Annotated in this window: 9 protein-coding genes and 1 pseudogene; 6 read left to right on the forward strand and 4 right to left on the reverse strand. The window is 42.3% G+C overall.

The genetic code is table 11. The features are described 5' to 3' along the window. The first annotated feature begins 98 nt into the window (after positions 1–98). Genes Q5691_RS20730 through Q5691_RS20740 form a run of 3 tightly spaced genes read left to right on the forward strand, consistent with a single transcriptional unit; the run spans position 99 to position 9249 of the window. The gene (locus tag Q5691_RS20730) at positions 99–3362 is read left to right on the forward strand and encodes an FkbM family methyltransferase (RefSeq protein ID WP_333346713.1); all 3264 of its coding nucleotides are present in this window, start codon (positions 99–101) and stop codon (positions 3360–3362) included. Positions 3363–3387: 25 nt separating this feature from the next. Further along, the gene (locus Q5691_RS20735; RefSeq protein WP_333346715.1) at positions 3388–8232 is read left to right on the forward strand and encodes an FkbM family methyltransferase; all 4845 of its coding nucleotides are present in this window, start codon (positions 3388–3390) and stop codon (positions 8230–8232) included. 15 nt (positions 8233–8247) lie between these two features. After that, complete coding sequence (locus Q5691_RS20740; RefSeq protein WP_333346719.1) at positions 8248–9249, forward strand: FkbM family methyltransferase; 1002 nt, start codon at positions 8248–8250, stop codon at positions 9247–9249. A 5-nt stretch (positions 9250–9254) separates the two neighbouring features. On the opposite strand, the gene Q5691_RS20745 is transcribed toward Q5691_RS20740, so the two are convergent. From Q5691_RS20745 to Q5691_RS20755, 3 genes are all read right to left on the reverse strand, one after another. Then, on the reverse strand, positions 9255–11495 hold the full coding sequence (locus tag Q5691_RS20745) for an O-linked N-acetylglucosamine transferase family protein (RefSeq protein ID WP_333346721.1): 2241 nt from the start codon (positions 11493–11495) through the stop codon (positions 9255–9257). Positions 11496–11623: 128 nt separating this feature from the next. After that, positions 11624–12175, reverse strand: coding sequence for a type IV pilin-like G/H family protein (locus Q5691_RS20750; protein ID WP_333346723.1), 552 nt, complete (start codon positions 12173–12175; stop codon positions 11624–11626). A gap of 133 nt (positions 12176–12308) precedes the next feature. Then, positions 12309–13631, reverse strand: coding sequence for a methyltransferase domain-containing protein (locus Q5691_RS20755; protein ID WP_333346726.1), 1323 nt, complete (start codon positions 13629–13631; stop codon positions 12309–12311). A 189-nt stretch (positions 13632–13820) separates the two neighbouring features. Here Q5691_RS20755 and Q5691_RS20760 point away from each other — a divergent pair, with 189 nt between their 5' ends. The 3 genes from Q5691_RS20760 (at position 13821) to Q5691_RS20770 (ending at position 16086) form a co-directional block, all read left to right on the forward strand. Continuing rightward, on the forward strand, positions 13821–14009 hold the full coding sequence (locus Q5691_RS20760) for a hypothetical protein (protein WP_333346729.1): 189 nt from the start codon (positions 13821–13823) through the stop codon (positions 14007–14009). Positions 14010–14114: 105 nt separating this feature from the next. Then, positions 14115–14732, forward strand: coding sequence for a Uma2 family endonuclease (locus tag Q5691_RS20765; protein ID WP_333346731.1), 618 nt, complete (start codon positions 14115–14117; stop codon positions 14730–14732). A 178-nt stretch (positions 14733–14910) separates the two neighbouring features. Further along, positions 14911–16086 (forward strand): AI-2E family transporter, encoded by a 1176-nt coding sequence (locus Q5691_RS20770; RefSeq protein ID WP_333311977.1) that lies wholly within the window; start codon positions 14911–14913, stop codon positions 16084–16086. A gap of 329 nt (positions 16087–16415) precedes the next feature. On the opposite strand, the pseudogene Q5691_RS20775 reads toward Q5691_RS20770, so the two are convergent. Continuing rightward, a pseudogene (locus tag Q5691_RS20775) lies at positions 16416–16736 on the reverse strand (Uma2 family endonuclease); the annotation flags it as partial. Between the last annotated feature and the right edge of the window lie 88 nt (positions 16737–16824).

The raw sequence follows: 16824 nt of genomic DNA on the forward strand, positions 1-16824 counted from the left end.
TAAAATAGATTGAAAATCATTAAATTGTATGTAGCTTCCTAATTTAAATACCCGACTTAGTTTCACAAAACGAAGGATTGAATATGGGCATAGTACGCATGGGACCACCAATAGAAATCATCTCCCAACTCAAAGAAGCTTACGGGATTAATAATTTTATTGAAACAGGAACTTATCAAGGCCATACAGCATACTGGGCTAGCCAAGTATTTGAACAAGTTTTTACAATAGAGTATTCTCAAGACCTTTATCAAAAAGTTACTGAAAAATACGGTCATATCACAAACATAGAATTTTTGTACGGTGATACCAGAAACCTTATTGACAATACAGTATCACAACTTCAAAGCCCAAGTTTATTCTGGCTAGACGCTCATTGGAGCGGAGGGCAAACTTATGGGGAAAGCGACGAGTGCCCCTTGCTAGCAGAAATCGAAATAATCAACCGCTCCGATTGCGAACACTTTATTTTAATTGATGATGCCCGATTGTTTTTATCTCCTCCACCGCCGCCCCATTTACCTCAATATTGGCCGGATATTAGCGCAGTATTAAATTTGTTGAATTCAGGAAAAAACAGCAGGCATATTGTAATTATTGATGATGTTATTATTGCTGTCCCGGCGCTGGCAAAAGAAGTAATTGTTCTGTATTGCCAAGATTTGCTCACAACTTTAGGCAATACAGGCAGCGGGAAACAGGAACAAAATCATCAAAGCACAGGGGTGTCTGCTAATAATATTAATCAGGTAGAGTCTATCAATAACTATGAATTAAAGATTATAGAAAATTTTATTGCTTCCGGTAATGTCGTTTTCGATATTGGCGCAAACATAGGTAGCTGGACAAATCAAGTATTAAACATATGCCCCGACGTTCAAATCCATTTGTTTGAGCCAGCACCGCCTATATATCAAACACTTCTACAAAACCTGGCTGAACCGATTAAAAGCGGTCAACTTGTGTTAAACAACTTGGCAATAGCACACCAACCGGAAATCAGGGAATTTTATTACTACGATAAATTTTCTGGATGGAGTACATTTCACCGCCGATTTGAAATCGAAAAACAATATAATATTCAGTCGCCTCAGCCATTTCAGATTTTAACAGCTACCCTTGATGATTATGTCCAAACAAGGGGCATAAAGCGAATTAATTTCTTAAAAATTGATACAGAAGGCGGCGAACTAGAGGTTCTTCGCGGAGCAACTAGCCTCTTGCAAAAAGGCAAAGTTGATTATATTCAGTTTGAGTATGGCGGAACATTTGTTGATGCTAACATCACATTCAAACAAGTATTCGAGCATTTACAAAAATTTCGTTATACAATCTTTAAAATACTGCCCCATGCTTTACAACCTTTACCCGATTTTTTACCCGAATATGAGAATTACGAGTATAGCAACTTTTTAGCGGTGAACGAGAGGTTCACAGCTTTGATTTTTAGTGAAGCACCAAATCTGCTCGATTTGCAGCAGCTTTGCGGAAAACATTCTGTTGCACCGCGCGGGATTATTCACATTGGGGCACACGAAGGCAAGGAAATTGCAAGATACCGAGCAATGGGGGTGCAAAGGGTACTGTTTGTTGAAGCCAATCCTGCTGTCTTTGAACGTTTGAAAACGAATATAGCGGGTTTTCCTCACGTGCTAGCGGTGAATTGTGCAGTTAGCAACATCAACGGCACAAGCACATTGTATGTAACTTCTATGGATCAAAGCAGTTCTATCTTACCATTGAAGGATCATCAAAAGTTTTATCCAGAAATCAAGGAAGTTGAGCGTGTAGTTGTGGAGTCGAGAACTCTGGATACACTTCTAGAAGAACTTCAAATTAATCCCGCAGATTTTAATATCTTAAACATTGACATTCAAGGTGCAGAGTTGTTGGCTTTGCAGGGAGCAACAAATGTTCTCAGATACATAGAAGCAATAAACACAGAAGTAAATTATGAAGAACTGTATGAAGGCTGCGCTTTAATTGACGAAATCGATGATTTTCTGGAGATGTGCGGTTTCGATCGCGCTGCAACTGCAACACCGTTCCATCCATCTTGGGGCGATGCCTTTTATGTGAAAAAGCCGGTAATTACAATGTCCACGCTTGGCAGAAACGGGCGCTTTGCCAATCAAATATTTCAGTATGCTTTCTTGACAATATACGCAAAAGAACATAATTTGAGAGTAGAGACACCAGCCTGGATTGGTCAGGCTCTCTTTGGTTGCAAAGATCAGCCAATTTCTCAGGAGTTACCTGTAGTTAGCGAAGAAACTAATAACCTTTTAGAAGCTCGCATACCAAAAGCCAAAGAAACCTTCAAAAATGTGGATTTTTGGGGTTACTTTCAGTACCATACAAAGTATTATGCACCGCACAAGGAGTATTTCAGATCGCTGTTCAAATCGGTGCCGACAATAGAAACTAAAATGAAGGAGGCCTTGGATTGTTTGCGATCGCGTGGCAAAACAATCGTCGGTTTGCATTTGCGGCGGGGAGACTACGGCTACAGCGATTTCTTCATCGCACCGAGCGAATGGTACAGAGAATGGCTAAAAGGTTTGTGGGAAACCCTTGATGAACCCATACTATTTATTGCCAGCGATGAACCGGAAAAAGTTTTAAGTGATTTTGAGGAGTATAATCCCATCACGACCAAAGATTTAGGTTTGGAGTTACCGGAAGCAGAATTTTATCCAGATTTTTATTTATTGAGCCAGTGCGATATTGTAGCAATTTCAAATAGCTCATTTTCCTTTGCAGCTTGTATGCTCAATGAAAAAGGCAAATTTTTCTTTCGTCCGCACTTGTCGGCTCAAAAACTCATTCCTTTCGATCCGTGGAATAGCGAACCAATTTTGCGGAATCTCAACGTTATCGGCTATACTAACGAAATTAACCCCGACGAATTAATAACAACTGCGAAAACAATTAATGTTGACTTGATTGAAGAAACGCTCCAGGATTTAAACCTCAGAGAACTTAATTTAATCATTTTCCCAAATTGGCATCAGTCAGAAGACTCTCTCTCTGGCGAGTTGTCAGGAGTCATCAAAGCTGTTTTGGCTCATCGCGATCGCGATCGCATCACTCTACTGATAGACAGTAGCGAGATTGATGAAGAGGATGCTAACCTTATTTTGTGCAATGTTACCATGACTTTGCTGCTGGAAGAGGATTTAGATGTTGGCGAGGTGCCGGAAATTACCTTAATCGGACAGATGAGCGAAATACAATGGGAAATTCTTTGGCCCCGTCTCCGCGCTCGCATTGTATTAGAGCAAGAAAATAAACAGATGGCACACAGAGCAGGTAACTTACCGCATTCTAAAATAGAAAACTTCGCAAATATCAAATTATAAAAAGTAAGTTTAAGTGAGTGCAACTATGAACAATAATGTTTTTCAATCGTCGTTCAACAGGATAATTCCACCTGAGATTAAAAATGATGAATTTTATCTGGCTATTCAAAGGATTGTTCAGAACGAAGATATTAAAACAGTCTTAGAAATTGGCTCGTCATCGGGAGAAGGAAGTACAGAGGCATTGGTGACAGGGATTCGGCCAAATCCGAACAACCCAACGCTATTCTGTATAGAAATTTCACAACCTCGCTTTGCTGAACTCAAAAAGAGATATGCTAATGATGATTTTGTCAAGTGCTACAACGTCTCTACTGTTTCTTTAGAAGAATTTCCCGATGAAGAAGAAGTTATTAACTTCTACAACAACATTAATACAGGTTTAAGAGGTTACCCACTCGCACAGGTAATAGATTGGCTGCGAGATAATATAAAATATGTTGAAGAATCCGGGGTTGAGCAGAACGGCATCAAAAAAATAAAGCAAGAAAATAACATCGATATTTTTGATGTAGTGATAATAGACGGCTCTGAATTTACGGGACGAGGGGAACTCGACGAAATATATGGAGCCAAGTTTATTATGCTTGACGACATCGATACGTTTAAGAACTATCAGAATCATTGCAGATTACTTTCAGATTCCAACTATGTACTGGTAGAGCAAAATCTATTTTTGCGTCACGGTTATTCGGTTTTCAAGAAGACTGAAGCAACCGAAAAAAATCGCCAAGTTTCCGATATGCCCCTCCATTTTTTCACAATCGTTCTCAATGGACAACCGTTTATTCGTTACCATATCCAAGTTTTAAAAGAGTTACCTTTTCAGTGGCACTGGCATATTGTTGAGGGTGTAGCAGACTTGAAGCACGATACAGCTTGGTCTTTAAACTCAGGGGGAAAAATTGCGGACGAAATTCACAACAACGGACGCAGTAATGACGGAACTGCTGAGTACATTGACGAACTGGCAAGACAATACCCTGAAAACGTTACAGTATATCGCAAACCGGCAGGTGTTTTCTGGGATGGAAAACGCGAAATGACGAATGCGCCATTGACAAACATTAGAGAGGAATGTTTGCTGTGGCAATTGGATGTAGATGAACTGTGGACAGCCGAGCAAATTTGTACTGCGTGGCAGATGTTTATCAATCATCCTGAAAAAACAGCAGCTTTCTACTGGTGCTGGTATTTTGTTGGAGAAAATCTGGTTATTAGCACTCGCAATTGTTATGCTCAGAATCCTCAACAAGATTGGTTGCGTACTTGGAGATTTAGGCCGGGAGCATTTTGGGTCGCACACGAACCCCCAATATTAGCGGAACCCAATCCTGACGGTTGGCGCGATGTGGCTGCGGTCAATCCTTTTTTACACGAAGAAACTGAAGAAGCCGGGCTAATTTTTCAACATTTCGCTTACGCCACAATAGAACAGTTGCGTTTTAAAGAGGAATACTACGGTTATGCTAATGCTGTTGCTAAATGGACCCAGTTGCAGCGGCAAACGAGATTCCCGGTTTGCTTGAGTCAGTATTTTCCGTGGGTTAAAGATTTAACGGCGGTCGATACTGCAAAGGCTTGTGACATTCAGCCGATCGCGCTGAAAGAAAAAGATAGCAATACCTGGAAGTTTGTACAAATACCTCAGCAACAAAAGTCTGCCAAACCTCAAAAGCCATTTCCCCAAATAATTGTAGACGGCGTATTTTTTCAGCGCTATAAAACTGGAATTGCTCGGGTATGGAAATCTCTCTTAGAAGAATGGGTAGAAAACGGTTTTTCCGAACACGTAGTTGTTATTGACAGAACGGGAACAGTGCCGGAAATTCCCGGCATCCAGTACCGTCCTTTGCCTGCTTACAACTATGACACAGTGGATGCCGATCGCGCAATGCTACAGCAAGTTTGTGACGAACAGAGTGCAGACTTATTTATCTCGACTTACTACACAACTCCCCTATCAACTCCCTCTGCATTCATAGCGTATGACATGATTCCAGAAGTTGAAGGAGTAAATTTAAGTACACCGATGTGGCGTGAAAAGCATTTCGGGATTCGCCACGCATCTGCATACATCGCAATTTCCGAAAATACAGCCCGTGACTTAGTAAAGTTTTTTCCAGATATTGCCTCAGATTCAGTAACTGTAGCTCATTGCGGAGTTAACAGTAAATTTTCACCAGCGAGTCGAGAGGCAGTTAATCATTTTAAAAACAAGTACGGTATATCAAAGCCATACTTTCTTTTGATCGGGCCTGGAATCGGCTATAAGAATGGAACTTTGTTTTTCCAGGCTTTTGCTCAACTTGAAAGCAGACAAGGGTTTGAAATTGTCTGTACGGGTAGTGATTTGTTATTAGATACAAAGTTTAGAGACTATACATCAGGTTGTGCGGTGCATATTGTACTGCAACTGAGTGATGAAGAGTTGATAGCTGCTTATTCCGGTGCTGTTGCACTGGTTTATCCGTCGAAGTATGAAGGTTTTGGTTTGCCGGTGCTGGAGGCGATCGCTTGTGGATGTCCAGTCATTACTTGTGCAAATGCGTCTATACCTGAAGTCGCAGGGAAAGCAGCATTATATGTTAACGATGCTGATGTTAGCGAACTGGCAAATGCGCTTTGCGAAGTGCAAAAGCCGGATGTTCGCAAGGCTTTAATTGCCGCCGGACTCAAACAAGCGCAAAATTTCTCGTGGTCGAAAATGGCGAAAACGGTGAGTTTGGCTTTGATAGATGCAGCATTCTTGCCTTTAAAGCTGCAGTCAATCAATTTAATCGTTTTCCCAAATTGGCTAGCCTCAGAAGAGACGATTTGCGAAGAATTTACACAAGTTATCAGGGCGATCGCCTTTCACCCCGATCGAATGAAGATGACATTACTTGTAGATACTGGCAACATTTCTAACGAGGATGCAAATCTGATTTTATCCAGTGTCACTATGAATCTGCTGATAGAAGAAGATTTGGACGTTACTGAGTGTGCCGAAATTTCCTTGGTAGGACAACTGCAGGAAAAACAGCGGGAAGCGCTGTTGAGTCGCATCCAGGGTAGACTTGTCTTAGAGAACGAAAATAAACAGGCGATCGCAGCAGCCAAAGCAGAAAATCTTCCCTGCTGCGATCTCGCTAGCTTCAGTCGCAAGCGAGCCGTCCAATCAGAAACAGGAGATTGGCAGTTCATATTACCAGAAAGTTTATTTCTCAGAATTTCTCAAAGACAAAATAATTTTAACGAAAAAAAGCCCGCCCTTTTCTACTTAGAATACCTCCAAAGAAACTGTCCGACTATCGATTTAGATACCTTGTCGCGCGTAGCTTCAAGTATTGAAAATACATCTTGGGACGAACCTGTATCAGCAACGGATTTAAACAATTTTGCTGTAGTCGCCTTGATAGAAGCAGAGCAGTGCCAGGAATCATCCCTCAAAGAAATATATATCAATACAGCTTTAGAAGCCTTAAAGAGTGCAGTAGATTTATACAATCATCCACTCTGTGCAGCTCATTTTGCCCTAGTTCTTGCCCTGACTGGAGAATCCGATGAAGCAATTAAAGAAGCTTTTCATTTTTTGGTATCCCTTGATATTCAGCAGTCTGCTGGTGGCTCACTAGAAAAAATTCCTCCAGCTCTTGTTTATCTGCCACCGACGGGTAGTAGTTTGAAGACGTACCAAGCAGAACAGCTAACTCAAATTTTACAAGCCGAAGACGCTCGCCGTCAATCGATATTATTGTTAATTGAAGCCCTAGGTCGATCGCAGATGATTTCTTACAATGAATTCGGAATGAGGCTGCTGCACCTAACGGCTCAAGTTTTACCAGATTCGGGTTCCATAAATTTAAAAATAGGAGTATACAGTCTGCTAAACGATCAATCGGAAGGAGTCATGTATTTGCACCGTGCCAAACAAATTTGCTCGGATTCCGCACCCGTGCTGCAAGCTCTATACATCGCCTGTAAAGATTTAGGGCAGATAGAATATGCCCAGCAATGGCTAAATTTTGCGAGAGAATTGGGTCAACAGCATCCCAATTCTCTAGAGTGGAGATGGACTGACTTAGAAGTTAACAGTCCCTTCACTTACGTGCCTTTTGAAACTCAACTTTTATTAGCAGTTGAACCGAGGTTTTACGGTTGTATAACCAGCAGCGTATTGATTGCCGAAAAAGACTGGTTTGAAAAAGAAATGGAATTTTGGCGCAGTGCGATCGCACCAGGCATGACTGTTATCGATGTGGGTGCTAATGTAGGAGTTTACACCTTTAGCGCTGCTCTCCGGGTCGGTTCCCAAGGCCACGTGCTGGCAGTAGAGCCTTTTTCTGGCTGCGTTAGCTATTTGCAAGAAACCTGTAGAATAAATCATCTAAACTGGGTGAAAGTTTGTGCCGGTGCTGCCAGCGAGCGCTCTGGAACAGTTCGCTTATCTCTTTCCCCTGCCAGTGAATTAAACAAAATCGCCACTGGCGAAGCTGTCGCAGAAATGCAGCCAGACTCTTTTGAAGAAGTCACCTGCTTTACTCTAGACAGCTTGATTGAGCAGGAAAACTTGAGCCGAGTAGATTTCCTCAAAATAGATGTTGAAGGGTACGAACTGTCAGTATTTGCCGGCAGCGACAGAATATTATGTGAATTTGCTCCCGTCATTATGTATGAAAATATTGTTGCCGGAAGTAAAGACAGCAATTTACCTGTTGCTGACTACCTTAGAGGGAAAGGATATCGATTATTCCGCTATCAACCTTACCTGCAGAAACTAATTCCTGTAAACTCCGCCGAAGATTTGCACGGAAATATGAATATAATTGCTTTACCCCCAAATCAAAGTTACCTATTGACTCAAGAATATTTTTTTGTGGAGAAATAAGAGGATACTTTGATTATGACATTTTTTATTGAAAGCTTAAAGAAAAGCGGTCATTTAGAACAACTACACATGACAGTTTGTAATGTTGGCTGTCGTAAATTAACAAGCCAAGATGACTATGGCAGCCAGGGATGGAATATTTTTGCACCTCGGCTGACTATTTACGGTTTTGATGCAGATGCCGATGCTTGCGAAGTGGCCAATGCTGACCTTGAAGCACGACAAGTCAATTGGACTGAAAAACATATTCCTTTAGCCTTAGCAAAGTCTGTAGGTGAATCTACACTTTATGTCACACAACATCCCATGTGCAGTTCGCTTTATCCACCGAATGAACCTTACTTGGAGCGTTTTTCAGGACTACCCGAACTTGTGAACTTAGATTTTTGTATAGAACTTGAAACCACCACTTTAGATGAGTTCTGCCAGCAGGAAGGAATTGATGAAATAGATTTCCTGCAAATTGATGTTCAAGGTGCCGAACTTTTGGTATTAGAAGGTGCAGGAGAAATTTTAAAACAAAGTATTCTAGCTGTTCAAGTTGAAGTCTCGTTTTCTAATTTATACTTAAATCAACCTTTGTTTGCAGATGTAGATATCTATCTCAGGAACCAAGGTTTTACACTCTTTGACTTAACAGGTGCTCGCCGTTTCCGCAGCCATTCCCCTATTGGTTCAACACTCCGCGGCGGACAATTACTGTGGGGAGATGCGTTTTACTTCCGCGATTTAATTGGAAAAGAAATAGATCAAAATATGACAAAACCTGAGAATATTCTTAAATTGGCTTGCATTGCCGATATTATGAATTTCCCGGACTACGCTTTAGAATTATTGGAATATCTGACTTTGCAACATGGCAGTAACCCCCAATATAACTTTGCCAACAATATCATTGAGGGCCTAGCTCAATTTCCCGAGCTAGTCAAGCAGGGACTAGGTTCCCTGTCTATCGTTGCTAGAATTCGGGATTATATTAGTGATTGTGATATTGACTCGTTTGAGAGTATAGCTTAATAAGGCTAACTTTGGAGATAAATTTGCCACATCTGCTCATAAGCTTTTTCCATTTCGCGAGTAAACTTCTGGGCATTCCACAGTGGAGCAGTTTGCCTTGACTGCCGCAGTTTCCACGAAATTTGTTGCCGCAAAGCAGCATCTTTCCCTAAGCGAATTCCCCATTCCACATATTCTTCATCAGTCCAAGCAATTCCCTCTGTTACCCCTGCATTCATCATCATAGTGTAGCTGTTGCGCGCTGCAAATTGCTGCCCGACTCGCGTCACCAAGGGAATGCACATCCAAAGAGTTTCTAGAGTAGTTGTGGCTCCATTATAAGGATAAGTATCCAGAACTACATCAGCAATACCTAAGTTAGCTCGGTGAACTTCCTCTGAAGTAACTGTTGGCAAAAATCGCAGGCGGGAACCCTCCAAACCCTCTTCTTCTGCTAGCTGGTTAAAGAACTTTTGAATCGATTGTTCATCCGCTACCCCTTTGATTAGAAAGTAACTGTTCGGGACTTCTTTTAAAATTTTCATCTGTAATCGCGCTGTATCGGGATGTCGTTTGTAACCGATCTGATTACTTAGATATACAACAGCTTCACTCTCAATGTTCAATATATCTCGACGCAAATTTGGTATCCCCACCTCAAAACCATTCACAGCAATATAAGTTTGTGGCAAGCGCCAGATTTTTTCACTGTAATAATCCTGTGCTGATTGCGGCAGCACGTAGGGATCGGCAATAAAGTAGTCAATACTAGGTAATCCCGAAGCATCCCAACCTAGCCATGTAGCTTGAATGGGTGCAGGTTTCATAGCCATCACCTCACAATTAATATCTAAAGTAATGCTGTCAATATCGATTAAAATATCAATTTTATCTTCAGCTATTTGCTCAGCAATATTGACTGCCGACAGACCGCAGTTGTAAGCTTTGTCAACCTGATTTGCATACCATTCCTCTAAAAAGTGAGTTTTCTCTTTATAGTTGATAAAATAACCGTGAATTTGAAAGCTATGGTGGTCGTGGTACTGAAATAGCCATCGGGCTAGCCAGCCCACAGAATGCCGCCTCAGGCAATGAGATAGATAGCCAATTTTTAAAGGCTGATGATAAACGCTGTTGCTTCTCCGTGCTAAATGTTGCTGTCGGGAGCGTTCTATCTGTTCTCTGGCATAAATTTCAACATTAGCTTGGCATAAATGAGACAATTGGTTGCGAATTTGTCTGTCATGCTGGGGATTATCCTGAAAATACGGAAAAAAGAAACTGGTTACAAATAGCTTGTTAACTGTAGTCGATCCAATATCTCTTGGCTGTTCTGTTATTAGTAACTCTAGCCTTTGCAACAGTTTCTCGATTACCGAAACAGCTTCTTTCCAGTGTCCACCTGCACTCATTAACCCGCGCAAAATCAAGTGTTGAGCGTAAACTTGATTGCCTAAATCAGTAGTGGCCGACTCAAACAACTTAGCTGTCTTTATCCCCTCTTCGTACAGACCGAGATTCTGATACAAACAGGCGAGATTGTAAAGCAGCTCAGGGTGAGCTGCATCTAAGCGCAAGCCCAACTGAATAAAGCGTACTGCCAGTGCAGGCAGTCTTAACAAGTAGCCAATTTCAACAGAAGTTGCTACTATAATGCTGATATAATCTTCAGGCTTACAGACATGAGCCAGACAAGCTTCTGCAAACATCAGTGTCGCCGACTGCGCGGGGGTGCAACTCAAAACACTTTGCAATACTCCCATTAATAGCTCGGCATCTACCTCTATTCCAGACTGTAACTGCAGGATCTCGATTAAACCATAAGAAGTTAGTTCGTCTGCTGTAAAAATCTCAAGGTAGATAGAAAGAACGATCGAACGCAGCAAATTGTTAACATCTTCGGGATTGATTTCCCGCAAATGCTGTCGTATCGCCCAAGCAACAGAGTAGTCGGACAAAGCTTCCCGACGCTCTGCTTCCGTTTCCAGCACCTTGAACAGTTCGGCTGTCCATTGCTCAACTTGTTCCGGCTCTCCCTCTGCTATGCCCAACAACCAAGTCGTCTGAGCTTCAGCCTCATGCCCCTGCAACAGCAAAGCCAAACCCAAATGCCAGTAATATGCCTTGACATTCGGTTGTGCTGCAATAGCCTCCTCGTACAGCTTCGCGGCCTGATTATAATTTCCTTCAATAAAATATTTATAAGCTTTCTGGTGGTGCAAATCGACCTGCTCAGTTAATAAAATTTGAAATAGCGATACTAGCATCTAGATTATTAGAGTGCGATCGCTAAAAATTTTTATAAGATAAATGGGTAGGGTCAAGAACACTACCCACTCGTTAAAAAAGGTTGAAACTAAGCTTACAGGAAAAAATTTCCCGTTTCACACCTGTTCTACTTCGCAACTATGGTATAGTTAGCGTCGTTTTTACAGGCTAGATTGTCGGGGGCATTGTCTACGGCCCCAGCTATTGTTGGAGTGAAAACAGCAGCAGTTTGTTTCTCGCACAATACAGCTGTGCTGGTGCTTTCTGTAGCACCAGCTTGTTTAATTAGAGACACCACTCCGATGTACGCTTTGAGTGACTGAACTTCGGATGAAGCTAGATTTCCCACAGTGCTAGTAGTTTTATCAACACCCGCTGGTTCGATAGTGTATTTGTAATTTGTAGTTTGGGTGCGGATACCAAGCCCCAACTCCTCAACTTTACCTAAAAATTGACCGTTTTCCGCAAATGATGCTTGTTGTGCTCGGTTCATAGAACCAGCGTACTGCTTAGCCTCTGACTGCTTGGCTTTGTTGGCTTGGTTTAGGAAGGATGGCAAGGCAATGGCAGACAGAATGCCAATGATGATGATCACGACCAGCAGCTCAATGAGGGTAAAACCCTTGTCTCCCTTTTTGTTGAGGTGTTGCAAGAACTTAGCCTTAAATTCAGTCTTCATATGTCGTTTCTCCTAGAGGGGGGGGGATGCTTAATTTCTAACTCTTATACGTAACTTACCCACTATCGCTCTCTTTTATATCACCCCGGACAAAACTTTTTTTGAGCAGGCGGACTGAAACGCACAGTGACGCTCAATCGCGATCCAAAAGCACGTACATAAAGGCTTCTAGGTTAGTTAAAAGTTCCTTGACCTCTTCAAAAGCCTTGTCCCGGCTAACTGGATCGAGGGTAACGGGGTCTACTGGTCTGATTTTGAGCCACCGATCCACTAGAGACATCACAGAATGCGCTCCTTCCCACAGAGGCAGTAAGCAAGCTGCCATACTGCTCTCTATCCCGATCGGTACTGAGGTAGGCCAAGTGATATAACTGCTAATTTCAAAGGGTTTTTGGTTTGCAATGGAGTCAATCAGGTCTGCTTTGGGCTGTGGTGTCCCAAGCTGAGGATGCAGGTGCACCCTTGCCTGCTCCCAGTCAGATATAGTCCAGTCGGAAACCGGAACTAAGGATTGAGCTTGATTGGGATGACCGCACCAAAAATCAAGCAGGCGGTGGATAGGATGTAACAATTCAAACAGATGCAACTGCTCTTCGATTGAAATGTCTGGCAAGCTCATTGCCAGAAATGCAGGTAAGTTGTCTGACTCCTTAAACAAATCTGTCAAGTTCCACCGCCGCCAATTTACCATGCTAATAAATTCTAGCTCTGCCTCTCTCAATGATGCAAAAACTTCAGGGATAGTATAGCCTTTATCCCCTAACAGCAAATAGTTGGCCAACATCCACTGGTCGGTTTTTTCACCAGTATGAATCCACGATCTTGCCTTGACAACAACCTCATCCTTGAGCGAGTCCATTATTTCTCTAGCTAGCCCAATCTCCATTTCCCTTGGGTTTTCATCCATTAATCCCATAACTTTAAATGCTTTTTGAACATCCAAAAAGGTACTGCGCTGGATGTAGCTATGGAGATTGGTGCGAATAATTCCCTTCGGTTTTAAAACCGATTTCATGGCTTGCAATCCGACAACTGGGTCGGGCAAGAGATACAGAACCTCGTCATTGTTGATATAATCAAACTGTTGATTTAAGCTAGGCAATTCCTCAATTGACAGAGCATGAAACTCAATATTTTCAAAGCCGTGATAGTGCAAGCGCTGTCTGGCTAGATTGACAGACTCTTCTGATAAATCGATGCCAACTATTTTGGCTCCCGGATTGGCTTCTGCCAAAATTAACGATTTGTACCCGCTGCCACAGCCAGCATCTAAAATAACTTTTCCTTCGGTTTCTATGACTTTCTGATTTCTTATATAGTAAGCTGTTACCAAATTATGGAGATAGAGAGTCTGATAGTTATTCTTAGGAGATATCTCTAGGGCAATTCTAGGATAAGGGGCATTGTCAAATTGTTGACGAATTTTCTCTATTAACTCTGATTCTTGGATATCCATTATGAATCGCTCCTGATGTTGCTAAATTGTGCTGTGGTACTTCCTATTCTAATATGTAAAGGTATCTCACCCGCGCATCGCCTGGAAAAAGCGATCGCCCCCACCTCACGTCCCAACTGCAAGCCCAGCGGCAACACCTACTTGCAATAATAGTCTGAAAACCAAATTATACAACCAACGACCTCCTCCATGAACACCAACATCAGCCCCATCCTCAAAGTATTCACCTTTTCCGCCGCCCTTTCCCTAGCCATCAAGTACGCAGGGCCTAGCTTATCCATACCCTCAACCGACCTCAACGCCCTCATCGCCGTCTTTACCCCCAGTATCATCCTAGCTGTCATCCTGGGCTGGCGATCGCGCCAACAGCAGCAGTAGAGACGCAATCAAAAAGTGCGATCGCTACTTGGTCTAAAGACTATGTTTTGGCCAAAATCTTAATTCCCCGTACAGATGATCACAAGCAAACTTGAGGCACTCACTATGATTCAAATCATACCCGAATTAGTAACATTCGATGAATTCATTGACTGGTATCCTGAAAATTCACAACACCGCTACGAACTGCACAATGGAGAAATTGTTGAGATGCCAAAAGCAACAGGCAAACATTCTAAAGTGGCCGGTTTTACCGCACTGAAAGTCGGAATAGAGATTGACCGTCTCAATTTGCCCTACTTCATCCCCAAAGAATGCGTCATCAAACCCATGCGCGAGGAATCCGGGTATGAACCAGATATTATTGTACTTAACGAACAAACCATTGGAAACGAGCCGCGATGGGAAAAATCATCAATTATCACAATGGGTTCATCAGTCCCCCTAATCGTCGAGGTAACTAGCACTAATTGGGGTGATGATTATGCCCTAAAGCTTGAGGCCTATGAATCAATGGGTATTCAAGAATATTGGATTATAGACTATCTAGGATTGGGCGGCAGACGGTTCATCGGCAACCCCAAGCAACCAACCTTTTCGGTTTACCAACTAATTGACGGCGAATACCAAGTCAAACTTTTCAGAAGCGGCGAGGGTATTGAGTCCCCAACTTTCCCAGAATTGAAGCTGACAGTGCAGCAGGTGTTCGCCAAAGGGAATTGAGGATGCTGCTTGTACTGATGTCCGAGTAGGGGTATCTGATTAAAGATGCGATCGCCCGCATCTAAGGTATCTTATAGAGATGCGATTTATCGCTTCTGGGCTGCAGAGCAATTAGCAAGCAGTAATTCCCATACCCTATTCCTCAATCTAAAATCTAAAATCTAAAACCTAAAATCTAATGAAGCTAGGACAGTGGATGGGCTTATTAGCCCTCATCGCATCTTGTTACATCCTGTGGCAAATCAGGCAGGCCCTACTGCTGCTGTTTGCCGCCGTCGTCTTAGCCACAGCCTTAAACAGACTAGCACGCTACTTGCAAAAATTCGGGCTCAAAAGATCGATCGCCGTACTCTTATCAGTTAGCTTCCTAATCCTCGTATTCGTAGGCTTATTCCTGATAATTGTACCGCCCTTTACCCAACAGTTTCAACAACTTACCCAAAGAGCCCCTCAAGGAATAGAAAGATTAAATCAGTGGATAGATCAATTTGAAGGTCGTTTTTCTGGACAATTTGGCCAGCGGCTGCCCAATCTTGATGTTAACGACATCATGCAACAACTGCAACCTTTATTCAACCAACTCGTTGGCGGTGCAGGAGCCTTTGTCGGTAACACATTAGGCGTTATTCTAAGCTTTTTGCTAGTCATAGCTTTGACATTGATGACATTAGCAGAACCTCTATCTTACCGCAAAGCATTCATCCAACTATTTCCATCTTTTTATCGGCGACGAGTCGATGGCATCTTAGATGAATGCGAAATAGCTCTCGGTCGATGGGTCATCGGCGCTCTCATTAGCATGAGTGTGATTGCTTTTTTGAGCTTAATTGGTTTGTCGGTCTTGCAAGTCCCCCTACCGCTAGCTCACGCTGTAGTAGCAGGATTTCTTAACCTAATTCCCAATATAGGCCCAACTTTGAGCGTCATCCCCCCAATGACGATCGCACTTTTAGATTCTCCCTTACAATCAGGTTTTGTCCTAATCCTTTACTTTCTAATTCAACAGTTTGAAAGCAACGTCCTCACCCCCTACGTCATGGCGCAGCAAGTATCACTGCTGCCAGCAGTAACATTAATAGCTCAAGTATTCTTCGCCACCTTCTTTGGATTTTTAGGCTTATTGCTAGCCCTCCCCCTCACCGTTGTAGCTCAAGTTTGGATTAGGGAAGCCCTCATTAAAGATATTCTAAACCAGTGGAGTGCCAGCCCTAAAACCTTAGCAGCAATCGATTCTGCTATCCATGAAAAACATGAATCTCTAGGAGTCGCCGAAAGCCTGCCAGAAAAATATTTACCAGAACAGAAACCAGACATCCCCGATCATGCTGAAAATGAGGCTCCTGAAAATCAATAGTTAAGGTTCATAATAACTTCACTCCTGATTCATTCCCAGTTATAGGACAGAAGTATTCACTACCAACTGAGGAAAAATGTGGTACAAATACCCTCAACTAACTATCTTCAAGCCTCGCCTTTTCTACTGTATCTTTGCCGGCACTAAAAATCTGTTGAACACTCAAATTCAACTGCCCAAATGTGGGTGACACAACCCTATCACTCCCCCGAAACTGACCAAGAATTTCTTGAGGGTACAAGCCCCCGGATTTATCCGTGGAATAAATCCAAAATCGAAAATCGAAAATCCTCAAACCCCCGCATTTATCCGTGGGGTAAATCTAAAATCTAAAATCTAAAATCTAAAATCGATTGACTGACTTGATACTCACCGTCAACTAAATGGTGAACAGAAAAAGTAGGTTGTTTGGGGTTGCCAATATAGCGTCTGCCGCCAAGTCCCAAATAGTCCGCAATCCAGTATTCAGAAATGCCCAAAGCTTCGTAATCCACCAATTTGTAGCCATAATCATCACGCCAATTGGTACTGACACCTTCGACAATTAGCCGGACAGAACTACCCATTGTAATGATAGATTCCTTATTTCATCTCGGTTCGCTGTCCGTTCCTTGCCTGTCCAAAACGATCGCATCCGGTTCGTAACCAGATAGCTCATACCATTTTAGATTTTAGATTTTAGATTTTAGATTTTAGATTTTAGATTTTAGATTTTAGATTTTAGATTTTAGATTTTAG

The organism is Microcoleus sp. w1-18aA5, from assembly GCF_036701705.1.
Taxonomy (GTDB): Bacteria; Cyanobacteriota; Cyanobacteriia; order Cyanobacteriales; family Microcoleaceae; genus Microcoleus.

Excerpts from the sequence above, each read along its gene's own strand:
- Q5691_RS20730 (WP_333346713.1), top strand. The coding sequence starts at position 99 with ATGGGACCACCAATAGAAATCATCTCCCAACTCAAAGAAGCTTACGGG.
- Q5691_RS20735 (WP_333346715.1), top strand. The coding sequence starts at position 3,388 with ATGAACAATAATGTTTTTCAATCGTCGTTCAACAGGATAATTCCACCT.
- Q5691_RS20740 (WP_333346719.1), top strand. The coding sequence starts at position 8,248 with ATGACATTTTTTATTGAAAGCTTAAAGAAAAGCGGTCATTTAGAACAA.
- Q5691_RS20745 (WP_333346721.1), bottom strand. The coding sequence starts at position 11,495 with ATGCTAGTATCGCTATTTCAAATTTTATTAACTGAGCAGGTCGATTTG.
- Q5691_RS20750 (WP_333346723.1), bottom strand. The coding sequence starts at position 12,175 with ATGAAGACTGAATTTAAGGCTAAGTTCTTGCAACACCTCAACAAAAAG.
- Q5691_RS20755 (WP_333346726.1), bottom strand. The coding sequence starts at position 13,631 with ATGGATATCCAAGAATCAGAGTTAATAGAGAAAATTCGTCAACAATTT.
- Q5691_RS20760 (WP_333346729.1), top strand. The coding sequence starts at position 13,821 with ATGAACACCAACATCAGCCCCATCCTCAAAGTATTCACCTTTTCCGCC.
- Q5691_RS20765 (WP_333346731.1), top strand. The coding sequence starts at position 14,115 with ATGATTCAAATCATACCCGAATTAGTAACATTCGATGAATTCATTGAC.
- Q5691_RS20770 (WP_333311977.1), top strand. The coding sequence starts at position 14,911 with ATGAAGCTAGGACAGTGGATGGGCTTATTAGCCCTCATCGCATCTTGT.